Below are 17285 nucleotides of genomic sequence, written 5' to 3'. Positions count from 1 at the left end.
CTAATTCCCTAATCTGTTTGAGTTGCAGCATAACGGTGCTGCAACTTTAATATGTTATTAAATGCGTGAAACGATAGCTGCTGCCACATCGCTTGTGCTGTAACCGGCATTTGGATATATATCTGGTGTGCCTACACCTGCTTCTACAGCTTCTGCTACTGCTTTTTCAATGGTGCGCGCAGCTTCGTCTTGCCCTAGCGAGTAACGTAACATTAATGCGGCACTTAAAATTTGTGCTATTGGGTTTGCAACGCCTTTACCTGCAATATCTGGTGCTGAACCGCCTGCTGGCTCGTACAATCCAAAACCCGATTGATTCAAGCTTGCCGAAGGTAATAAACCCATAGAGCCTGTGATCATGGCGCACTCATCTGACAAAATATCGCCAAATAAGTTATCGCAAAGTAGTACGTCAAATTGGCTAGGCTGTTTAACTAACTGCATAGCGGCGTTATCTACGTAAATGTAATCTAGGCTTACTTCTGGGTAGTCTTTGCTTACTTCGGTGACTACTTCGCGCCATAGTACGCTTGATGCAAGTACGTTTGCTTTATCAACAGAGGTAACATGGTTACTACGTAATTTTGCAGCTTCAAAAGCAAAACGAGCAATACGTTCAATTTCTTTACGCGAGTATGTTTGCGTATCAAAAGCAGCTTCTTCAGCGCCTTCGCCGCTACGGCCTTTTTCGCCAAAATAAATGCCGCCGGTTAGCTCGCGCACACATAAAATATCAAAACCTTTTTCGCTAATATCAGCGCGAAGTGGTGACGCTGCACTTAATGCAGGTAATAACTGTGCAGGGCGCAGGTTACAAAACAAACCAAAGTGCTTACGAAGCGGCAATAACGATGCGCGCTCAGGCTGCTCGTTTGGTGGTAGGTTTTCCCATTTAGGACCGCCTACCGAACCAAATAAAATAGCGTCAGCGTTTTCACACGCTGCAAGTGTGCTCTCTGGTAATGCTTTACCAAATTCATCAATGGCTGCGCCACCAATTGCATAATGCTCACGGTTCAGGGTAAAACCAAACTTATTGCTCACAGCATCAAGTACTTGTTCTGCTGCTGCCATCACTTCTGGACCAATACCGTCGCCAGCTAATACGGCAACGCTGTAGTTTGTTTTACTCATCCTGCTTTCCTTTGTTGTTTTAAATCAGACACTTTTTGTGCACGATAAATTAAGTTATAAACACGGATCATGGCGCGTACCGACGCTTCAACCACATCCGCTGCAATGCCCGCACCGTGGTAAGGTCGGCCATCGTATTTAGCTATAATATTTACTTGGCCTAATGAGCTTGCACCTTGACCTGTCGCTTCTAAGTTATATTCAATCATTTCAACGCTCATACCGGTTAAGCGCTCAATGGCTGCAAACGAAGCTTCAACTGGGCCATTACCTGTCGCGGCTTCTTGTTTAGCTTCGCCATCAATTCGCATTCCAATCGTAGAGCTTGCTACCGATTGTGAGTTAGAAGCTGAGTTAACAAATTCTAATTGGTATTTTTCGTCTTTGTCGTTAATTTGATTAAAGTAAATCATCGCCTCAAGGTCGTAATCGTATACGGTGCCCTTTTGGTCAGCCAATTCAATAAAGCTTTTGTATAAGCCATCCATATCGTAATCAGATTTTTGATAGCCTAACTCTTCTAGGCGATGCTCAATAACATGGCGACCCGAACGCGAAGTCATATTTAATTGGTTACTTGGCACACCAACGCTTTCTGGCGACATAATCTCATAAGTATTTTGCGCTTTTAATACACCGTCTTGGTGAATGCCTGAACTATGTGCAAAGGCGTTTTCGCCAACAATCGCTTTATTTGGTTGTACTGGCATATTACAAATTTTAGCCACTTGACGAGATGCGCGGTAAATTTCTTCACTTTTAATATCTGTGTATACTTTTAAATGGTCTTTGCGCATTTTCATGATCATCGCCACTTCTTCAAGCGAGCAGTTACCAGCCCGCTCACCAATGCCATTGATAGTACACTCAATTTGGCGTGCACCGGCTTGCACTGCAGCCACCGAGTTTGCTACTGCTAAACCTAAATCGTTGTGGCAATGCACACTTAAACGCGCTTTATCAATATTTGGCACGTTATTCATTAAATGGCGGATCATCGCGGCGTATTCGTCTGGCGTTACAAAACCAACGGTATCTGGCAAGTTAATAGTTGAAGCTCCGGCGTTAATTGCCTGCTCAACAATTTTACATAAATCCCAATGCGGCGTACGACCGGCATCTTCACACGAAAACTCAACATCATCAGTATAGTTACGTGCTAATTTAATTGATTTAACAGCCATTGCCGTTGCATCGTCTAAGCTCATACGTAATTTATGTTCAAGGTGCAAAGGGCTTGTAGCGATAAAAGTATGAATGCGGCTTTGCTGAGCTGTGCGAAGTGCTTCGCCACAGGCTTCAATGTCTTTGGCAACAGAGCGTGCCAAACCACAAATAATCGGACCTTTTACTTCGGTTGCAATACGTTGCACCGAGCGAAAATCAGCAGGGCTCGAAACCGGAAAACCCACTTCCATCACATCCACATTCAAGCGGCTAATTGTATGCGCTAATTGAATTTTATCATCTTCAGTAAGGCTTGCTTTAAGTGCCTGCTCACCATCACGTAAGGTGGTATCAAAAATCCATACTTTATCTTGCTCTTGCATAACTGCCCCTCATTCCTATGTTACCCAAATTTCAATTAATCCCAGCCGCGAGATAAAAAAAACCCCGCAATTGCGGGGTTTTTAGTGTTCAACTCGATGCAAACACACTAATCCCCGCTCACTGACCATAGCAGTAAGAGGTTAAGTTTTAGTGTAATTAAACGAATAATATGCATCTTGTTTTCTTGTGTGTGTGTTCAGTGAAGCCTATTTTTAACATTACAAAGCGACGGAAGCAAGCATAAAAATTCCACAAAACAGATTTAAAAACGATTCAATTGGGTTTTTTAATTCAACCAAGGCACCTATTAAGAATTAAAATAACAAATACATGACTAGTGACGCTTAAATTAATAAGCACTGCAATATACCGTGCTTATATTAACTTTTTACAATTTTTTTAAGCTATGCTTCTTTACTCGTTTCTCTTACGTAATGCCCGGCTCCACGAGTAATATAACGCAGCTGCCAAATAACGCGCTCAATTAATTCGTCGCGTTGCAATCCTTCTATATCGAGCGCTTCTGCACCCGCATTAAATACGAGCGTTACCATAGATTCCGCCTGAATATAGGCATGCATAGCGTTGCACTTAGTTTCACTTTCTAAATAATGAGCCAGCTCTAAAATAAAATGTTTTACCTCGCGTGCTACTGCGGCTCTAAATGCTTTAGAAGTCCCAGAGCGTTCTCGTAGCAACAACCTAAATTGGTTACTTGAGTTATCAATAAACTCCATAAAAGTAACCACTGAGGTATTTATAACACTGCCGCCATCGTTCGCTATTCGTCTGCGAGCTTGGCGCATAAGTTGGCGAAGAGTTAAGCCGGCTTCGTCTACCATGGTTAAACCTAGCTCATCCATGTCTTTAAAATGACGATAAAAAGAAGTTGGGGCAATACCGGCTTCTCGTGCTACTTCGCGTAAACTTAAATTCGAAAAACTATGATCAGCACTCAGCTGATTAAATGCCGCTTGAATTAACGCCTGTCGTGTTTTTTGTTTCTGTTGCGCTCTAACACCCGACATCAACAGCTCCCTGAATTATTTTATATGAATATTTAGTGATATTAGCTCAATTGTCCAGTCTAATACTTGACGACGAGAGTTTGAAATACTATTTTAGCTTACAGTTGTACGCTGAGATTGAGAATTATGAATAAACCACCGATTATTTGGACAAACGTCCTATTTTTTAGCCTAACCTTTTTGGCGGCTGCCACACTTGTACCTTGGTACGCCATTAGCTACGGATTTACCAGCGCGCATTGGATTGCTTTTGTAGGCTGCATGTTTTATGCGGGCTTATCAATTACTGCCGGCTACCATCGATTATGGGCACATAAAACCTATAACGCACACCCTGCTGTTGAATTTATTTTTGCGCTTGGCGGTGCTTTTGCACTACAAAACAGTGCTTTGCATTGGAGTAGCGATCACCGTATACATCACGGTCAAGTTGACGACCCAATAAAAGACCCTTACGCGGCGACCAATGGTTTTTGGTATAGCCATATCGGATGGATGTTACGTGACTACCAAGGCGATAGCTACGGTGATTATAGTAATTGTCGTGATTTACAGCGCAATAAAATAGTTATGTGGCAACACAAACATTACTTAAAGCTTGTGATTGCTATGAACGTAGGCTTGCCTCTAGCACTTGGTTTATTGGTTGGTGATGTGTGGGGGATGTTAATTCTTGCAGGTTTACTACGCTTAGTACTGAGTCAACACTTTACCTTTTTTATAAACTCAGTTGCACATATTTGGGGCTCTCGCCCATACACCGAAAAAAATACGGCACGTGATAACGGCTTTTTAGCGTTATTTACATACGGTGAGGGGTATCACAACTTCCACCATATTTTTGCAAGCGACTACCGTAACGGTATTAAATGGTTTCATTACGATCCAACAAAATGGATGATCCGCTCTTTAGCAGCTGTTGGTTTAGCCAATAAGTTAAAGCGTACTCCTGTTGAACGTATCGAAAAAGCGAAGGCCGAAACGCTCATGAGCAAAACGCAAACGCGTCTTGCAAAATTGCCTTTAGCACAAGATAAGATTACATTATTACAACAAGAGTACGATTTACTGCTGAAAAAACTGCAAAATTATTGTTCACTACAAAAACAAGTGTTAGAAGTTAAAAAAAATAACATGGCAAAGCAGTGTGAACGCTCAGCATTAATGGCACAATACCATGAGTTGGAAGCCGCCTGGGAAAATCAAAAACAGGCATGGCTAGCACTTAATGCGAGGTTATTAAAAGCCTCTTTTAATTAATTTAGGAGTGGCTGTGGCCAAACAACCAGAACAAAAAAAAGTACCCGTGACATACCAATATGATGCAATAATTATTGGCACGGGTCCTGGCGGTGAAGGTACCGCCATGAACCTTTCAAAAAACGATAAAAAAGTAGCGGTTATTGAACGCCAAGAATCAGTTGGTGGCGGTTGTGTACATTGGGGAACAATTCCTTCAAAAGCGCTTCGCCACTCTGTTAGCCGCTATATTGAATACAAAGCAAATCCGTTATTCAATGTTGGTGAGCGCCCTAGCCGCTTAACATTTCCTGATATTTTACGTCACGCAAGTTCTGTTATTTCTAAGCAATCTAATTTACGTAGTAGCTTTTACGATCGTAACCGCATTCATATGTTTCAAGGTGATGCGAGCTTTGTAGATAAGCACACAATTGAAGTAAAACGAAATGATGGTTCAACTGAGCGACTGACTGCTAAAACGATTGTTATAGCAACGGGTTCACGCCCTTATCGCCCACCAGAGGTAGATTTTACGCATTCTCGTATTTACGAAAGTGACACAATACTTGGCCTTGAGCATGACCCTCATCGTGTACTGATTTATGGTGCAGGTGTAATTGGTTGTGAGTACGCGTCAATATTTAAAGGTTTAGGCGCTAAAGTTGATTTGGTTAATACACGCGATCGACTACTTGCTTTTATGGATGCAGAAATATCTGACGCACTTAGCTATCACTTTTGGAATAGCGGTATTGTTATTCGCCATAACGAAGAGTTTGACCGAATTGAGACGCGTGACGACTGCGTTATAATGCATCTAAAATCAGGTAAACGCGTAAAAGCTGACTGTATTTTATTTGCTAATGGTCGTACTGGTAACACTGATACACTAAATCTTGAAGCCATTGGCTTAAAAGCCGATAGCCGTGGCCAATTAAAAGTTAACGAAACATACCAAACAGAAATTGATAACGTTTACGCTGTAGGTGATGTAATTGGCTATCCAAGCCTTGCAAGTGCTGCGTTTGACCAAGGTCGTATAGCTGCTGATGCAATTGCATGTGGTAACTGCGATGACAGGCTGATTGTTGATATTCCGGCTGGTATTTATACCATTCCAGAAATGAGCTCAGTAGGTAAAACCGAGCAAGAGCTTACAGCCGCTAAAGTACCGTATGAAGTAGGCCGTGCTCAGTTTAAGCATTTGGCTCGCGCGCAAATTGCTGGTACTGAAGTAGGTAGTTTAAAAATATTATTCCACACCGAAACCAAAGAAGTACTTGGCGTACATTGTTTTGGCGAACGTGCCTCTGAAATTGTTCACATTGGCCAAGCTATTATGGAACAAAAAAATGGTGGCAATAATATCGACTACTTTGTAAATACCACATTTAACTACCCAACCATGGCTGAAGCCTACCGTGTTGCGGCATTAAATGGCTTAAATCGCTTATTTAAATAACCGCTTAAATAAGTAGTTTTAAAAGCCTTTATAAATAGGTAACAAAAAACCCGCAACTTAGCGGGTTTTTTACTTTTAAACAGTTTTAAAGCTCGTTTAAGTGACTATTACTTATGATACTTAGCACTTAGCTCATGTACTGCATTAATAAATACGCCAGCATTTTCAGGGTCTACATCTGGTGTAATGCCGTGGCCTAAGTTAAACACGTGGCCATTGCCTGTACCAAAGTCTTCTAAAATAGTACCTACCTCTTGGCGAATACGCTCTGGTGTACCGTGAAGCATTGACGGGTCCATATTACCTTGTAGTGCTACTTTGTCGCCTACACGGCGTTTAGCATCGCTAATATTAATAGTCCAATCTAGACCTACTGCATCACAGCCTGTTGCTGCAATTGCTTCAATCCATTGACCACCATTTTTAGTGAACAAAGTAACCGGAACTTTACGGCCATCGTATTCACGAATTAAACCATCTACAATTTTATGCATATATTGCAGTGAAAACTCGTTGTAATCGCGCGGACTTAATACACCGCCCCACGAGTCAAATACCATTAGCGATTGCGCGCCAGCTTTAATTTGAGCATTTAAGTAATCAATTACTGAATCAGCTAATTTATCGAGTAATAAATGAAGTGTTTGCGGCTCTGCAAACGCCATTTTTTTGATTTTACCAAATACTTTGCTGCTACCGCCTTCAACCATATAAGTTGCTAGCGTCCAAGGTGAACCAGAAAAACCAATAAGTGGTACTTCGCCCTTAAGTTCACGACGAATAGTGCTTACTGCGTTCATTACGTAGCCAAGCTCGTCTGTAGGGTCTAGCTTTGGAATTTTTTTAACATCAGCAAGTGATGAAATAGGACGTTCAAACTTAGGGCCTTCGCCAGTTTCAAAGTACAAGCCTAAGCCCATCGCATCTGGAATCGTTAAAATATCACTAAATAATATAGCGGCATCTAACGGGTAACGACGTAGAGGCTGCAGTGTAACTTCACATGCAAGCTCAGCATTACGGCACAGGCTCATAAAATCGCCCGCTTGTGCACGTGTAGCGCGATACTCTGGTAAATAGCGTCCTGCTTGGCGCATCATCCATACCGGAGTTACATCAACAGGTTGTTTTGCAAGTGCACGTAAATAACGGTCGTTTTTTAATTCGCTCATGGCGTAAATGATCCTAAGACTTGTATAAATTGTGCAAGATTGTACCACCATATTCTCCGACCCTCTATTGCTTAGGGACGAAAACAGCTTTACCTAGGGGTAGATCAATAGAATGGAGTTTTTTAATCCCTTTCGACTATAAAATAAACAAAAATAAATAACATTTAAAACTTTTTATTAATATGTTTGCAACATTGCAAAAACCTTGTTATTGTTTGTCCCGCGTTAACAAAAACAATAATAAAAATCTTAAAACAATAAAAATAAATGTTTTAAAATAATAACAATAAAAATCATCTCATAAAAATAAGAAAGCTTGTTATAACAAGTCACTGAAAGAAATTAGACCACCGTAACTGGTGGTTTTTTCTTGCCTAAAATAAAATCTCTCACCTCGGTTTATATAAAAAGGTACACCCCTCAAAGTAGCTTAACTTTACTTGTTGATATACGCGCAAATTAAATATATCTTGATGTATATAAACTTATTATATTTAAATTAAAAACCAACCCAGCTAGGAGAACAGTTATGCTGACGCGTGTAGAAAAAGCTCAACAAAAATGGGGTGGTAGCCACACAGTAATTGATAAATGGCTAAACGAACGCCAAGAACTTATTGTACTTTACTGCAAAATTGCAGGCTTTACGCCATACGAAAAGCAAGATCAAGCATTGCCAGAGCCAAAACTAATTGAATCATTTTGCCAGCTTTTAATGGATTACCTATCTGCAGGCCATTTTGAAGTATATGACGATATAGCAAAAGCATGCGAAAAAAAGGGCTTACAAAGCCAAGAGCTTGCAAACTCTATTTACCCGCGTATTTCTAGCACAACCGATGTGGCGTTAGATTTTAATGATAAGTACGCAGAAGTAGACAAAGAAGACTTATTGAAAGACTTTGATAATGACTTATCTGTTATTGGTGAGGCATTAGAAGCTCGTTTTGCACTTGAAGATGAGCTTATTGATAACTTGTTTTCTAATCACACGAATTAATACGTTACTTACACGTATTAAAAAAAGGGACCTAAGGTCCCTTTTTGCATTTACACAATAAGCTTATTATTGTGCTGATGCTTCTTCATTTTGAATTTCAAGTAATTCAACTTCAAATACAAGTGTTGAATTAGCTGGAATCTTACCTAAGTCACGGTCGCCGTAAGCAAGTTCTGAAGGTATAGTGAACTTGTACTTAGAACCCACTGACATAAGTTGTAAACCTTCAGTCCAACCCGCAATTACGCGGTTAAGAGGGAAAGTTGTCGGTTCGTTACGTGCATATGAGCTATCAAACTCAGTACCGTCTAATAAAGTCCCTTTGTAGTGTACTTTAACTACATCAGTTGCCACTGGCTTTTCGCCATCGCCATCGCCTTCGCTAAGTACTTCGTACTGTAGACCCGACTCAGTTACTGTAACACCTTCTTTTTTAGCGTTGTCAGCTAGGTATTTAGCGCCTGCTTCTTTACTTTTTTCAGACTCTACTTTAGCTTTTTCTTCTTGCTTAGTACGTACTGATGTATCTAGTGCAGTTAATACTTCGCGAATTTTTTCTTCGTCAATTTTTGCATTGCCAGCAAGCGCATCTTCAAAACCACGAATTAAAAGTGCTTGGTCTAGTTCAATACCAATTTCTGTTTTGTCTGCTAGGTCTTTATTTAAAAAGTTACCTACAGATGCACCAATACCGTATGCTTGTTGCTGTTCTACAGTGTCTAATTTAACTTCTGCTTGTTCTTTTTTTGCTTCTTGATTACAAGCTGTAAGCGCTAAAACTGACGCTGCAATCAATGACAATCTAATCGTCTTTTTCATTTTAAATCTCCGACACACTTTGCAGTTGTCATTTTAATGTATTATTACTAGTTAAAGATTAACGGCCCACATGATAGGCTGCTTGTTTAATGACTAAATTCCATATTGTTAGCTAAACTAAAAACATATCCAGTGATTAGACAAACAACCTAGGCATTTAACGCGTCCTAGTCTAACCTCTCAGTCACTAAGAGTTAAGGGGAAATACCTGTAATATGTCGATATTTCGTACTTTTTTAATCGTATTTAGCTGTTTTTTAGCCATCGCCTGTACCGATAAAAAACAACACGCTGTAGCAAGTTACGAACATGCTGCACAAGGTGCGTTTTCATCAACAGTTTCAAACGATGGTAAATACAGTTTGATCTCCTCTATCAACCATGGGGTCGCCCTGTGGGATAATCAACAGCAGGTGCTAAAATACCAATGGTTTCAGCAGCAGTCACAAGACAGCCTAGTGTACGCTGTTGCCATTGCTTTTGATAACAGCGTGGCTGTTACCGCCGAAAAAACCACATTTGCTGTGTGGGATATAACCACAGGCAAAAATAAAAGTTATTACAAAATACAAAAAGCCAGTATTCGCGATATTGCCATTAGCAATCAAGGCCGTAGTGTTTTATATGGCCGTAGCGACGGCGTTGTCGTATTTGTAAACCTAGAAACCGGACGTCGTATTGAGTTTTTAGGTCATCAAGATAAAGTTAACACCGTTGACCTGTCACCTAACGGACGCTTTGCCTTAAGTGGTTCTAACGATTATGTTGCTTACTTTTGGGATACACGTACCGGACAAGTAATTCATCGTTTTAATCACCCAACGCGTGTTACCCAAGTAACGCTCGATCCACAAGGTCGCTATGCGTTTACGGCCGATAGTATGGCACAAGCAAATGTATGGAAGCTGACTACAGGTGATCTTGTGAGTAAACTGAAGTATATTGCGCGTCAGAAAATTTTTACTGCTGTGCGTTTTAACGAACAAGGCACTTTGCTTGCAACCGGCTCGCCAAATAAGCGTGTAGATTTGTGGCAAATACCAAGCGGTGAAAAAATTCAAACTTGGCAGGTTACCCCGCGCGAAGGCAGTAAGCCTAAATCGGCGGTGGTGCTAGATGTGACATTTACAGATAACGGTAAGTCGTTGTTAACCGAAAGCTCCAGCGGTATCGCAGAGCGATTTATTATACGAGAGAATAATGAACACAATTGAACATCGCTTAATGGAACTTGAAGCCAAAGTGGCTTTTCAAGACGAAACGATTGAAGTCTTAAATGATGAAATAAAAGTGCACCAACAGCTGTTAGCAAAAATGAAACGCCAAACCGAGCTGCTAGCAGAAAAAATTAAAGAGTCTCAGTCATCATCGTCTATGATGTCTGAAGTACCTGAGCCGCCTCCACCGCATTACTAAAACCGGTAAAAATTAGGCAATAAAAAACCGGGTTAGTCGCCCGGTTTAAATACACCAATTACTTGTTCAAATTGGCGAGTAGACGCCTGAACAGCGTTATCGGGTTGCGCCATTTTATGACCACACTCAACACACTCTACTTTTTCAACATCATGTTCTCTGTATAGCATCATGGTATCCATGGCTTTGCAGTCAGGGCACGATGCACCAGCAATAAATCGCTTCTTTTGTCTCACAACATTTTTCCTGTGGTTTGAACTGCCGTTATTTTATCGTATAACTTCACTTGTTGATACGCTTGATAAGAGCATTAAGTTCTATGTTATGATAGCGCCAACTTAACAAGGGCACAGCAAAGTAACGCATTCATGATCCAAATCTCAGAAATAGAACTACTTCGTGGCGGTAAAGCCTTATTAAAAAACGCATCAGCTACGTTATTTCCAGAACACAAAGTCGGCCTTGTTGGCGCTAATGGCTGTGGAAAATCAACGTTATTTGGTTTACTAAAATCAGAACTACAACTAGATGCCGGTAACTGCAGCATTCCAAAAGATTGGTCTATCGCCTCTGTTAAGCAAGAGACACCTGCCCTTGAAATAAGCGCGATTGATTATGTACTTCAAGGCCACCCAGAATACTACGCAATGCGTATAGCACTGCGTGAGGCCGAGAAAAACAACGATGGCGACACACAAGCTAAAGTACATATTCAGCTTGAGAACATTAAAGGCTATAGCATTGAATCAACCGCAGGTGAGCTATTACACGGCTTAGGCTTTGCCAATAACCTTATAGAAAATCCAGTTAGCTCGTTCTCTGGTGGTTGGCGTATGCGTTTAAACCTTGCCCAAGCATTAATACGCGACGCCGATTTACTACTACTCGATGAGCCAACAAACCACCTTGATTTAGATGCCGTTTATTGGCTTGAACGCTTTTTGCGTGCTTATACCGGCACCCTTGTACTTATATCTCATGACCGTGAGTTTTTAGATGCGGTGGTTGATCAAATTTGGCATGTAGATAAGCAACTTATTAACGTGTACAAAGGTAACTACTCGCAGTTTGAGCGCCAAAAAGCAGAGCGCTTGCTACAACAACAAGCGATGTTTGATAAGCAACAAGATCAAATTGCTCACCTTGAGCAGTTTATAACGCGCTTTAAAGCAAAAGCCAGTAAAGCTAAACAAGCACAAAGCCGTGTGAAAGCACTTGAACGCATGGAAAAACTAGCGCCAGCACATGCCGACTCGCCGTTTAACTTTGAGTTTGCAGAGCCAAAAGCATTGCCAAACCCACTAATGACAATAGATAAAGCCAAAGCGGGTTATGGTGACGTCACTATTTTAAATAATATAGAGCTAAACCTTGTACCAGGTAGCCGAATTGCTTTATTAGGTCGAAATGGCGCAGGTAAATCAACGTTAATTAAACTGCTTTCTGGTGATTTAGAGCCGCAAGCGGGCGAAGTTGTTCAGCATCACGGATTAAATATTGGTTACTTTGCGCAGCATCAACTTGAATCTCTTGATTTAAAAGCCAGTGCAATAATGCACTTACAACGCCTCGACCCAAAAGCCACTGAGCAATCACTACGTGACTTTTTAGGTGGTTTCGCCTTTATTGGCGATAAAGCACTTGAGCCTGTAGCCCCATTTTCGGGCGGCGAAAAAGCACGCTTAGTACTTGCCATGTTGGTGTATCAAAAACCAAATTTATTACTACTCGATGAGCCTACAAACCACCTTGATTTAGAAATGCGCCATGCACTTGTTATGGCACTGCAAGGCTTTGAAGGCGCTATGGTTACCGTATCGCACGACCGCCACATGCTTAAAAATACCGCCGATGAGTTTTACTTAGTAGATGACGGCAAAGTAACCCAGTTTGGTTACGACTTAGATGCGTATTACCAGTGGTTACTCAATGCCAATAAAGAAGCGGTTAAAGCGCAGCAAAGCGACGAGCCTAAAGCAAATCCAGGTGTTAACCGTAAAGAGCAAAAACGCCTAGAGGCTGAGTTTAGAAAGGCCACTCAACCACTTAAAAAGCAAATTGAAAAGCTTGAAAAGCAACTCGATAAATTCACCGCCGAGTTAAGTGAAGTTGAAGTGACCTTAGGTGATAACGAACTCTACAACGACGACAACAAAGCCAAGCTTAAAGAGTTATTAGCCAAGCAAGCAACCCTTACGCCTAAACTTAACGACGTTGAAGAAGAGTTACTTATGGCACTTGAAGAAATGGAAGAAAAAGAGCAGGCATTCGCCGATGAACTTACTCAATAGTGACCATTTTTGGCAGTTTGCGTGCACCTTGTACGCAAAGCCTGAGCAACAAACCACCTTGCTGGCACTACAAAACCAGCAAGGAAAAAACGTTAATTTATGCTTATTGCTACTTTATTTAGACTCATTAAATTTAAGTATTAATACCCAACAACTAAATGAGTTAACGCAAGTAGTTAGTGAGTTTGATACTCACGCATTACAACCTCTGCGCGCCGCTCGTAGCTATTTAAAAGCTAACCAGAATGCGATTAGTGATTACGCCACAATACGCGCAGAGTTGCTAAGCGCTGAGCTGAAGCTTGAAAAACAGCAGCAACATATGTTGGTTGAAACAGTAAATGAGCTTGAATTAGTCAAGCTTTCAGAGCCAAACAACATTGAGCTATATGTGAAAGCCACTTAGGGTATTAGTTTTTATACCCTCCTCCACTTCTTATTTTCTTTGTGCAAAAAACCTTTAAGTAATTTATTCACAAAGAGGTTAAGAGGCGCTTCGCTTTTAGAGGAAAACAAACTAAATTATCCAGATGAAAAATGGGTAACTGTCAGATCAAGTAGTTCATTGATCTACCCTCATTTACTTCTCATTCTTTTTTCTTTATGCAAAAAACCTTCAAGTAATTTACTCACAAAGAGGTTAAGAGGCGTTTCGCTTTTAGAGGAAAACAAACTAGATTATCCAGGTAAAAATATAAATATTGAGCAATTATTTGGCTCAAGTAGTTTATTGCTCTCCCCCTCGTTTACTTCTCTTTTTTTCTCTTTGTGCAAAAATCTTTAAGTGTTTTACTCAAAAATGTTTAAAGCGCTACGCTTTTAAATAAAGTGGAAAAATGAGTTACGATCAACTCACTACTTTTTAAGGAAAAACTCTCTTAGCTCTCAGTGGTAATAACTTACCAACCCTTAAAACATGATCTAAATCAACTTAGCTTCACTCCTACACCTGCTTAGAAAAATAACTTGATCTCGATCATGTTGCGACCTGCAAACACCGCCTATGATTAACCCATCAACAACGAGGGGAGCAACTCATGAGCGTATTCTTTAGAGACTTTTTTACAGATCCAGTTTTATTTATGTCTTTTGGGTTTTTAACCATCGTTGTTTCTTTGTGTATCTTTTTTGCTTTTTTCTTTTTGAAAAAAATACATGATGCAGAAATTCCCGAACAAAATTAAGCACGACGCACTAAAGCGCCTTATTAGTTTACTAGTTAGGCGCTTTTTATTTTCTGAAGCGAAAAATTTGATACACTAGCTTTTCGTTTAATACAAAGTGCGTAGTACAAACATGATCTCTCAGTTCAAACCAGCATGGTGGATGACCAATCGTCACGTTCAGACCATAATGCCGCGTTTTTTCCGCCCATTTCACAATACGTCCTACGAACTTGAGCAACTTGATACACCTGATGGTGACTTTATTGAGCTTGCATGGTCACTTCCACATAACGAAACCGCACCACTAGCCGTTGTTTTACACGGACTCGAAGGCAATATAAATAGCTTTTATGCCAAAGGCATGATGAAGGCCTTAAAAAAACAAGGTTATGCAGTTGTGCTTATGCACTTTAGAAACTGCTCAACTGAAGTAAATCGCCTTCCACGTGCTTATCACAGTGGTGATACCGCCGATTTAGCTTTTTTTATTAATCATTTAAAGCAGCAATACCCAAATAGAGCGATGGTTGCCGTAGGCTTTTCGCTTGGTGGTAATGTGCTTGCTAAGTACTTAGGCGAAGAGAATACAAACTGCCCGCTCAATGCAGCTGCAGTGGTATCAGCGCCTTATGATTTGTCGTCATCAAGTGATGTTATTCGTAAAAGTTTAGGTAAAATTTACCAAAAATATCTGCTCGATCGAATGAAAAAGTCGATGCAACGTAAATTGCCGCAAATTAAGCAGCAAATTCCTATAACTACCGATCAATTAATGAATATTGATGATTTATTAGAGTTTGATAACCAACTTACAGCACCGTTACACGGTTTTGAAAACGCACACGATTACTACCGTAAAGCCAGTGCTATGCCGTATTTAAAAGACATCGCTATTCCTACGCTTATTATTCACGCTAAAGACGACCCCATGCTCTCTATTAAAGCCGTACCGAGTAGGCAAGATGTCAGTGAGCATGTTACGCTGTGCGTCTCAGAGAAAGGCGGCCATGTAGGTTTTATTAGCGGTAACAACCCTTTTAAACCTGTATTTTGGTTAGAGAAAGCCGTGCCGTATTATTTTGGCCAACACATATTAAATAAAGCGAGTAACAAGCAGTAATGATTATCCCTTTTGAACAACTCGATCAAGACACTCTTTATAACTTAATCGAAAGCTATGTATTACGCGAAGGTACCGATTATGGTGAAGTAGAAGCAAGCATCGAATCTAAAGTTAACCAAGTAAAGCTGCAGCTTAAAAATGGCGAAGCGATGGTGTTTTTCTCAGAATTACACGAGTCTGTAACTATAATTTCAAAAGGTGAATTTAAAGCGCTGCAAAGTGAAGAGCATCAAGCACAGTCGTTTGATTAGGGCGTAGTACTTGTAACTTTTGAATTGAACGTACACAATGGCTTTTTACCCAAAGAGCCAAAACATGATAAAACTCAGCACTCTAGTGGTAGCCATATCACTAGCTTTAACTAGCCAAGCCCAAGCAGAACAAACAATAACAGCATCTGATAAGGCAATTAAACTCGCTAAAGATACCATTTTAATTGATACCCATATTGACGTACCTTATCGAATTCACGAAAGCTGGGTTGATGTAACCAAAGCAACTAGTGATGGCGATTTTGACTATCCTCGCGCTGTAAAAGGCGGTTTAAACGCCCCATTTATGTCAATTTATATTCCTGCGCATTTGGAATTTGAAGGTAAAGGAAAAAGCTACCAGCTAGCCAATCAAATGATTGATAGTATGGAAGCCATAGTCCAGCGCGCACCCGATAAGTTTGCTATTGCGAGCTCAAGCTCTGATATTGAAGAGCAATTTAAACAAGGTAAGCTGTCTATAGCCATGGGTATGGAAAATGGCTCTCCAATCGAAGGTGATATGAAAAACCTTCAGCACTTTTACGACCGCGGCATTCGTTACATCACGCTAGCGCACTCTCAAAGCAACCATATTTCAGATTCGTCTTACGATATACGCCGTAAATGGAAAGGCTTAAGCCCATTTGGTAAAAAGCTTGTCACTGAAATGAATAATATAGGCATGCTAATTGACGTATCGCATATTTCTGATGATGCGTTTTATCAGGTTATGGAGCTTTCTAAAACACCAGTAATTGCCTCTCATTCATCACTTCGTAAATACACGCCTGGCTTTGAGCGTAATATGAATGACGATATGTTATTAGCACTTAAAGAAAATGGCGGTGTTATTCAAATCAATTTTGGCTCAAGCTTTGTTACCGCTAAAGCAGGTAGTTGGGGCAAGCAATTAAAAAGTACAAAAGAGTCAGCTAAAAAAGAAGGCACTAAGTTAAGTAAAGATTTTGATGCTGCTTACCGTGCTAAAAATCCGTATCCATTTGCAAGTCTTGAGCAAGTACTTGACCATATTGATCACGTAGTTGAGCTAATTGGTATTGATTATGTAGGTATTGGCTCTGATTATGATGGAGTTGGCGATTCATTACCTATCGGCTTGAAAGATGTATCTAGCTACCCTAATCTTGTTCAAGGTTTAATGGACAGAGATTATAGCGACAAAGATATTAAAAAGATTTTAAGTGGCAATTTATTAAGAGTGTTAAAGCAAGCGCAAGAGTACGCGAAGAAACACTAAAGCTTTTATCATATATTAGTAATTGGCTAAAAGACCAAGAGCTAACTCAATATAAGCGCGGCCTAGCCGTGCTTATATTTAAGAGCTCAGTTATTTTCAGCAACCTTTTTCCTCAGGCTTCGCAAAACTCAACCCAAGCTACGGCAATAAAGCTATATAGGAGCAAATCACTTTTCTTCAGGCATTAAAAAAGGCCACCTGGGTGACCTTTTTCTAACAATTAACTTAAAAGTTAATTATTACTCTACGATAGTTGCTACAACACCAGCACCTACAGTACGACCACCTTCACGGATAGCAAAACGAAGACCTTCATCCATCGCGATTGGTGCGATTAGAGTTACTGTCATCTTGATGTTATCACCAGGC

At 40.5% G+C, this 17285-nt stretch carries 16 protein-coding genes and 1 pseudogene; 10 read left to right on the top strand and 7 right to left on the bottom strand.

All coding sequences use genetic code 11. From position 1 onward, the window contains the following. Positions 1–57 precede the first annotated feature (57 nt). The 3 genes from leuB to fabR form a co-directional block, all read right to left on the bottom strand. A complete protein-coding gene (gene leuB, locus H5120_RS07870; RefSeq protein WP_002961092.1) occupies positions 58–1134 on the bottom strand; it encodes a 3-isopropylmalate dehydrogenase in 1077 nt (358 codons plus the stop codon). After that, the gene (gene leuA, locus H5120_RS07865) at positions 1131–2684 is read right to left on the bottom strand and encodes a 2-isopropylmalate synthase (RefSeq protein WP_002961090.1); all 1554 of its coding nucleotides are present in this window, start codon (positions 2682–2684) and stop codon (positions 1131–1133) included. The genes leuB and leuA overlap by 4 nt, the downstream gene beginning before the upstream one ends. A gap of 405 nt (positions 2685–3089) precedes the next feature. Further along, a complete protein-coding gene (gene fabR / locus H5120_RS07860) occupies positions 3090–3713 on the bottom strand; it encodes an HTH-type transcriptional repressor FabR (RefSeq protein ID WP_002961087.1) in 624 nt (207 codons plus the stop codon). A 126-nt stretch (positions 3714–3839) separates the two neighbouring features. On the opposite strand from fabR, the gene H5120_RS07855 reads away from it, so the two are divergent. Both H5120_RS07855 and sthA read left to right on the top strand, forming a co-directional pair. Then, a complete protein-coding gene (locus H5120_RS07855; RefSeq protein WP_008138662.1) occupies positions 3840–4973 on the top strand; it encodes a fatty acid desaturase in 1134 nt (377 codons plus the stop codon). Between the two features lie 13 nt (positions 4974–4986). Then, a complete protein-coding gene (gene sthA, locus H5120_RS07850) occupies positions 4987–6417 on the top strand; it encodes a Si-specific NAD(P)(+) transhydrogenase (protein WP_007378904.1) in 1431 nt (476 codons plus the stop codon). 107 nt (positions 6418–6524) lie between these two features. On the opposite strand, the gene hemE is transcribed toward sthA, so the two are convergent. Next, positions 6525–7589 (bottom strand): uroporphyrinogen decarboxylase, encoded by a 1065-nt coding sequence (gene hemE / locus H5120_RS07845; protein ID WP_182671846.1) that lies wholly within the window; start codon positions 7587–7589, stop codon positions 6525–6527. Positions 7590–8118: 529 nt separating this feature from the next. Here hemE and rsd point away from each other — a divergent pair. Then, on the top strand, positions 8119–8589 hold the full coding sequence (gene rsd / locus H5120_RS07840) for a sigma D regulator (protein ID WP_138489928.1): 471 nt from the start codon (positions 8119–8121) through the stop codon (positions 8587–8589). A gap of 66 nt (positions 8590–8655) precedes the next feature. On the opposite strand, the gene fkpA is transcribed toward rsd, so the two are convergent. Beyond that, positions 8656–9408: an FKBP-type peptidyl-prolyl cis-trans isomerase gene (fkpA, locus tag H5120_RS07835; protein ID WP_182674033.1), complete on the bottom strand. Its 753-nt coding sequence runs from the start codon at positions 9406–9408 to the stop codon at positions 8656–8658. 215 nt (positions 9409–9623) lie between these two features. On the opposite strand from fkpA, the gene H5120_RS07830 reads away from it, so the two are divergent. Both H5120_RS07830 and H5120_RS07825 read left to right on the top strand, forming a co-directional pair. Then, positions 9624–10622 carry a WD40 repeat domain-containing protein gene (locus H5120_RS07830; RefSeq protein WP_182674032.1) on the top strand — a complete coding sequence of 333 codons (999 nt, stop codon included), beginning with the start codon at positions 9624–9626 and terminating at the stop codon, positions 10620–10622. Continuing rightward, entirely contained in the window at positions 10609–10824 is a 216-nt protein-coding gene (locus H5120_RS07825) for a SlyX family protein (RefSeq protein ID WP_004335946.1), read from the top strand. The genes H5120_RS07830 and H5120_RS07825 overlap by 14 nt, the downstream gene beginning before the upstream one ends. A gap of 32 nt (positions 10825–10856) precedes the next feature. Here the strand turns inward: H5120_RS07825 and H5120_RS07820 are convergent, their stop codons facing one another. Beyond that, positions 10857–11060 (bottom strand): YheV family putative zinc ribbon protein, encoded by a 204-nt coding sequence (locus H5120_RS07820; protein WP_007378899.1) that lies wholly within the window; start codon positions 11058–11060, stop codon positions 10857–10859. Positions 11061–11192: 132 nt separating this feature from the next. On the opposite strand from H5120_RS07820, the gene H5120_RS07815 reads away from it, so the two are divergent. The 5 genes from H5120_RS07815 to H5120_RS07795 all read left to right on the top strand — a co-directional run bounded on the left by H5120_RS07815 (position 11193) and on the right by H5120_RS07795 (position 16916). Next, a complete protein-coding gene (locus H5120_RS07815) occupies positions 11193–13115 on the top strand; it encodes an ATP-binding cassette domain-containing protein (protein WP_182674031.1) in 1923 nt (640 codons plus the stop codon). Beyond that, on the top strand, positions 13099–13521 hold the full coding sequence (locus tag H5120_RS07810) for a TIGR02444 family protein (protein WP_182671843.1): 423 nt from the start codon (positions 13099–13101) through the stop codon (positions 13519–13521). Before H5120_RS07815 ends, H5120_RS07810 begins: the two co-directional genes overlap by 17 nt. A gap of 890 nt (positions 13522–14411) precedes the next feature. Then, positions 14412–15401 carry a hydrolase gene (locus tag H5120_RS07805; protein WP_149594417.1) on the top strand — a complete coding sequence of 330 codons (990 nt, stop codon included), beginning with the start codon at positions 14412–14414 and terminating at the stop codon, positions 15399–15401. Next, positions 15401–15655 (top strand): YheU family protein, encoded by a 255-nt coding sequence (locus tag H5120_RS07800; RefSeq protein ID WP_182671841.1) that lies wholly within the window; start codon positions 15401–15403, stop codon positions 15653–15655. Before H5120_RS07805 ends, H5120_RS07800 begins: the two co-directional genes overlap by 1 nt. A 64-nt stretch (positions 15656–15719) precedes the next feature. Beyond that, a complete protein-coding gene (locus H5120_RS07795; RefSeq protein ID WP_024606595.1) occupies positions 15720–16916 on the top strand; it encodes a dipeptidase in 1197 nt (398 codons plus the stop codon). Positions 16917–17155: 239 nt separating this feature from the next. Here the strand turns inward: H5120_RS07795 and H5120_RS07790 are convergent. Beyond that, positions 17156–17285 (bottom strand): annotated as a pseudogene (locus H5120_RS07790) (elongation factor Tu); the annotation flags it as partial.

Origin of the sequence: Pseudoalteromonas sp. SR43-2, from assembly GCF_014163885.1 — a bacterium.
Lineage (GTDB): Bacteria > Pseudomonadota > Gammaproteobacteria > Enterobacterales > Alteromonadaceae > Pseudoalteromonas > Pseudoalteromonas distincta.
The sequence above is the reverse complement of the archived record's forward strand: the minus strand, read 5'-3'. Positions and strand labels throughout refer to the sequence as shown.

Coding starts and splice junctions, on each gene's coding strand:
- fabR (WP_002961087.1), bottom strand. CDS start 3,713: ATGTCGGGTGTTAGAGCGCAACAGAAACAAAAAACACGACAGGCGTTA.
- H5120_RS07810 (WP_182671843.1), top strand. CDS start 13,099: ATGAACTTACTCAATAGTGACCATTTTTGGCAGTTTGCGTGCACCTTG.
- H5120_RS07795 (WP_024606595.1), top strand. CDS start 15,720: ATGATAAAACTCAGCACTCTAGTGGTAGCCATATCACTAGCTTTAACT.
- rsd (WP_138489928.1), top strand. CDS start 8,119: ATGCTGACGCGTGTAGAAAAAGCTCAACAAAAATGGGGTGGTAGCCAC.
- H5120_RS07855 (WP_008138662.1), top strand. CDS start 3,840: ATGAATAAACCACCGATTATTTGGACAAACGTCCTATTTTTTAGCCTA.
- H5120_RS07800 (WP_182671841.1), top strand. CDS start 15,401: ATGATTATCCCTTTTGAACAACTCGATCAAGACACTCTTTATAACTTA.
- H5120_RS07825 (WP_004335946.1), top strand. CDS start 10,609: ATGAACACAATTGAACATCGCTTAATGGAACTTGAAGCCAAAGTGGCT.
- hemE (WP_182671846.1), bottom strand. CDS start 7,589: ATGAGCGAATTAAAAAACGACCGTTATTTACGTGCACTTGCAAAACAA.
- leuA (WP_002961090.1), bottom strand. CDS start 2,684: ATGCAAGAGCAAGATAAAGTATGGATTTTTGATACCACCTTACGTGAT.
- H5120_RS07830 (WP_182674032.1), top strand. CDS start 9,624: ATGTCGATATTTCGTACTTTTTTAATCGTATTTAGCTGTTTTTTAGCC.
- leuB (WP_002961092.1), bottom strand. CDS start 1,134: ATGAGTAAAACAAACTACAGCGTTGCCGTATTAGCTGGCGACGGTATT.
- H5120_RS07805 (WP_149594417.1), top strand. CDS start 14,412: ATGATCTCTCAGTTCAAACCAGCATGGTGGATGACCAATCGTCACGTT.
- fkpA (WP_182674033.1), bottom strand. CDS start 9,408: ATGAAAAAGACGATTAGATTGTCATTGATTGCAGCGTCAGTTTTAGCG.
- H5120_RS07815 (WP_182674031.1), top strand. CDS start 11,193: ATGATCCAAATCTCAGAAATAGAACTACTTCGTGGCGGTAAAGCCTTA.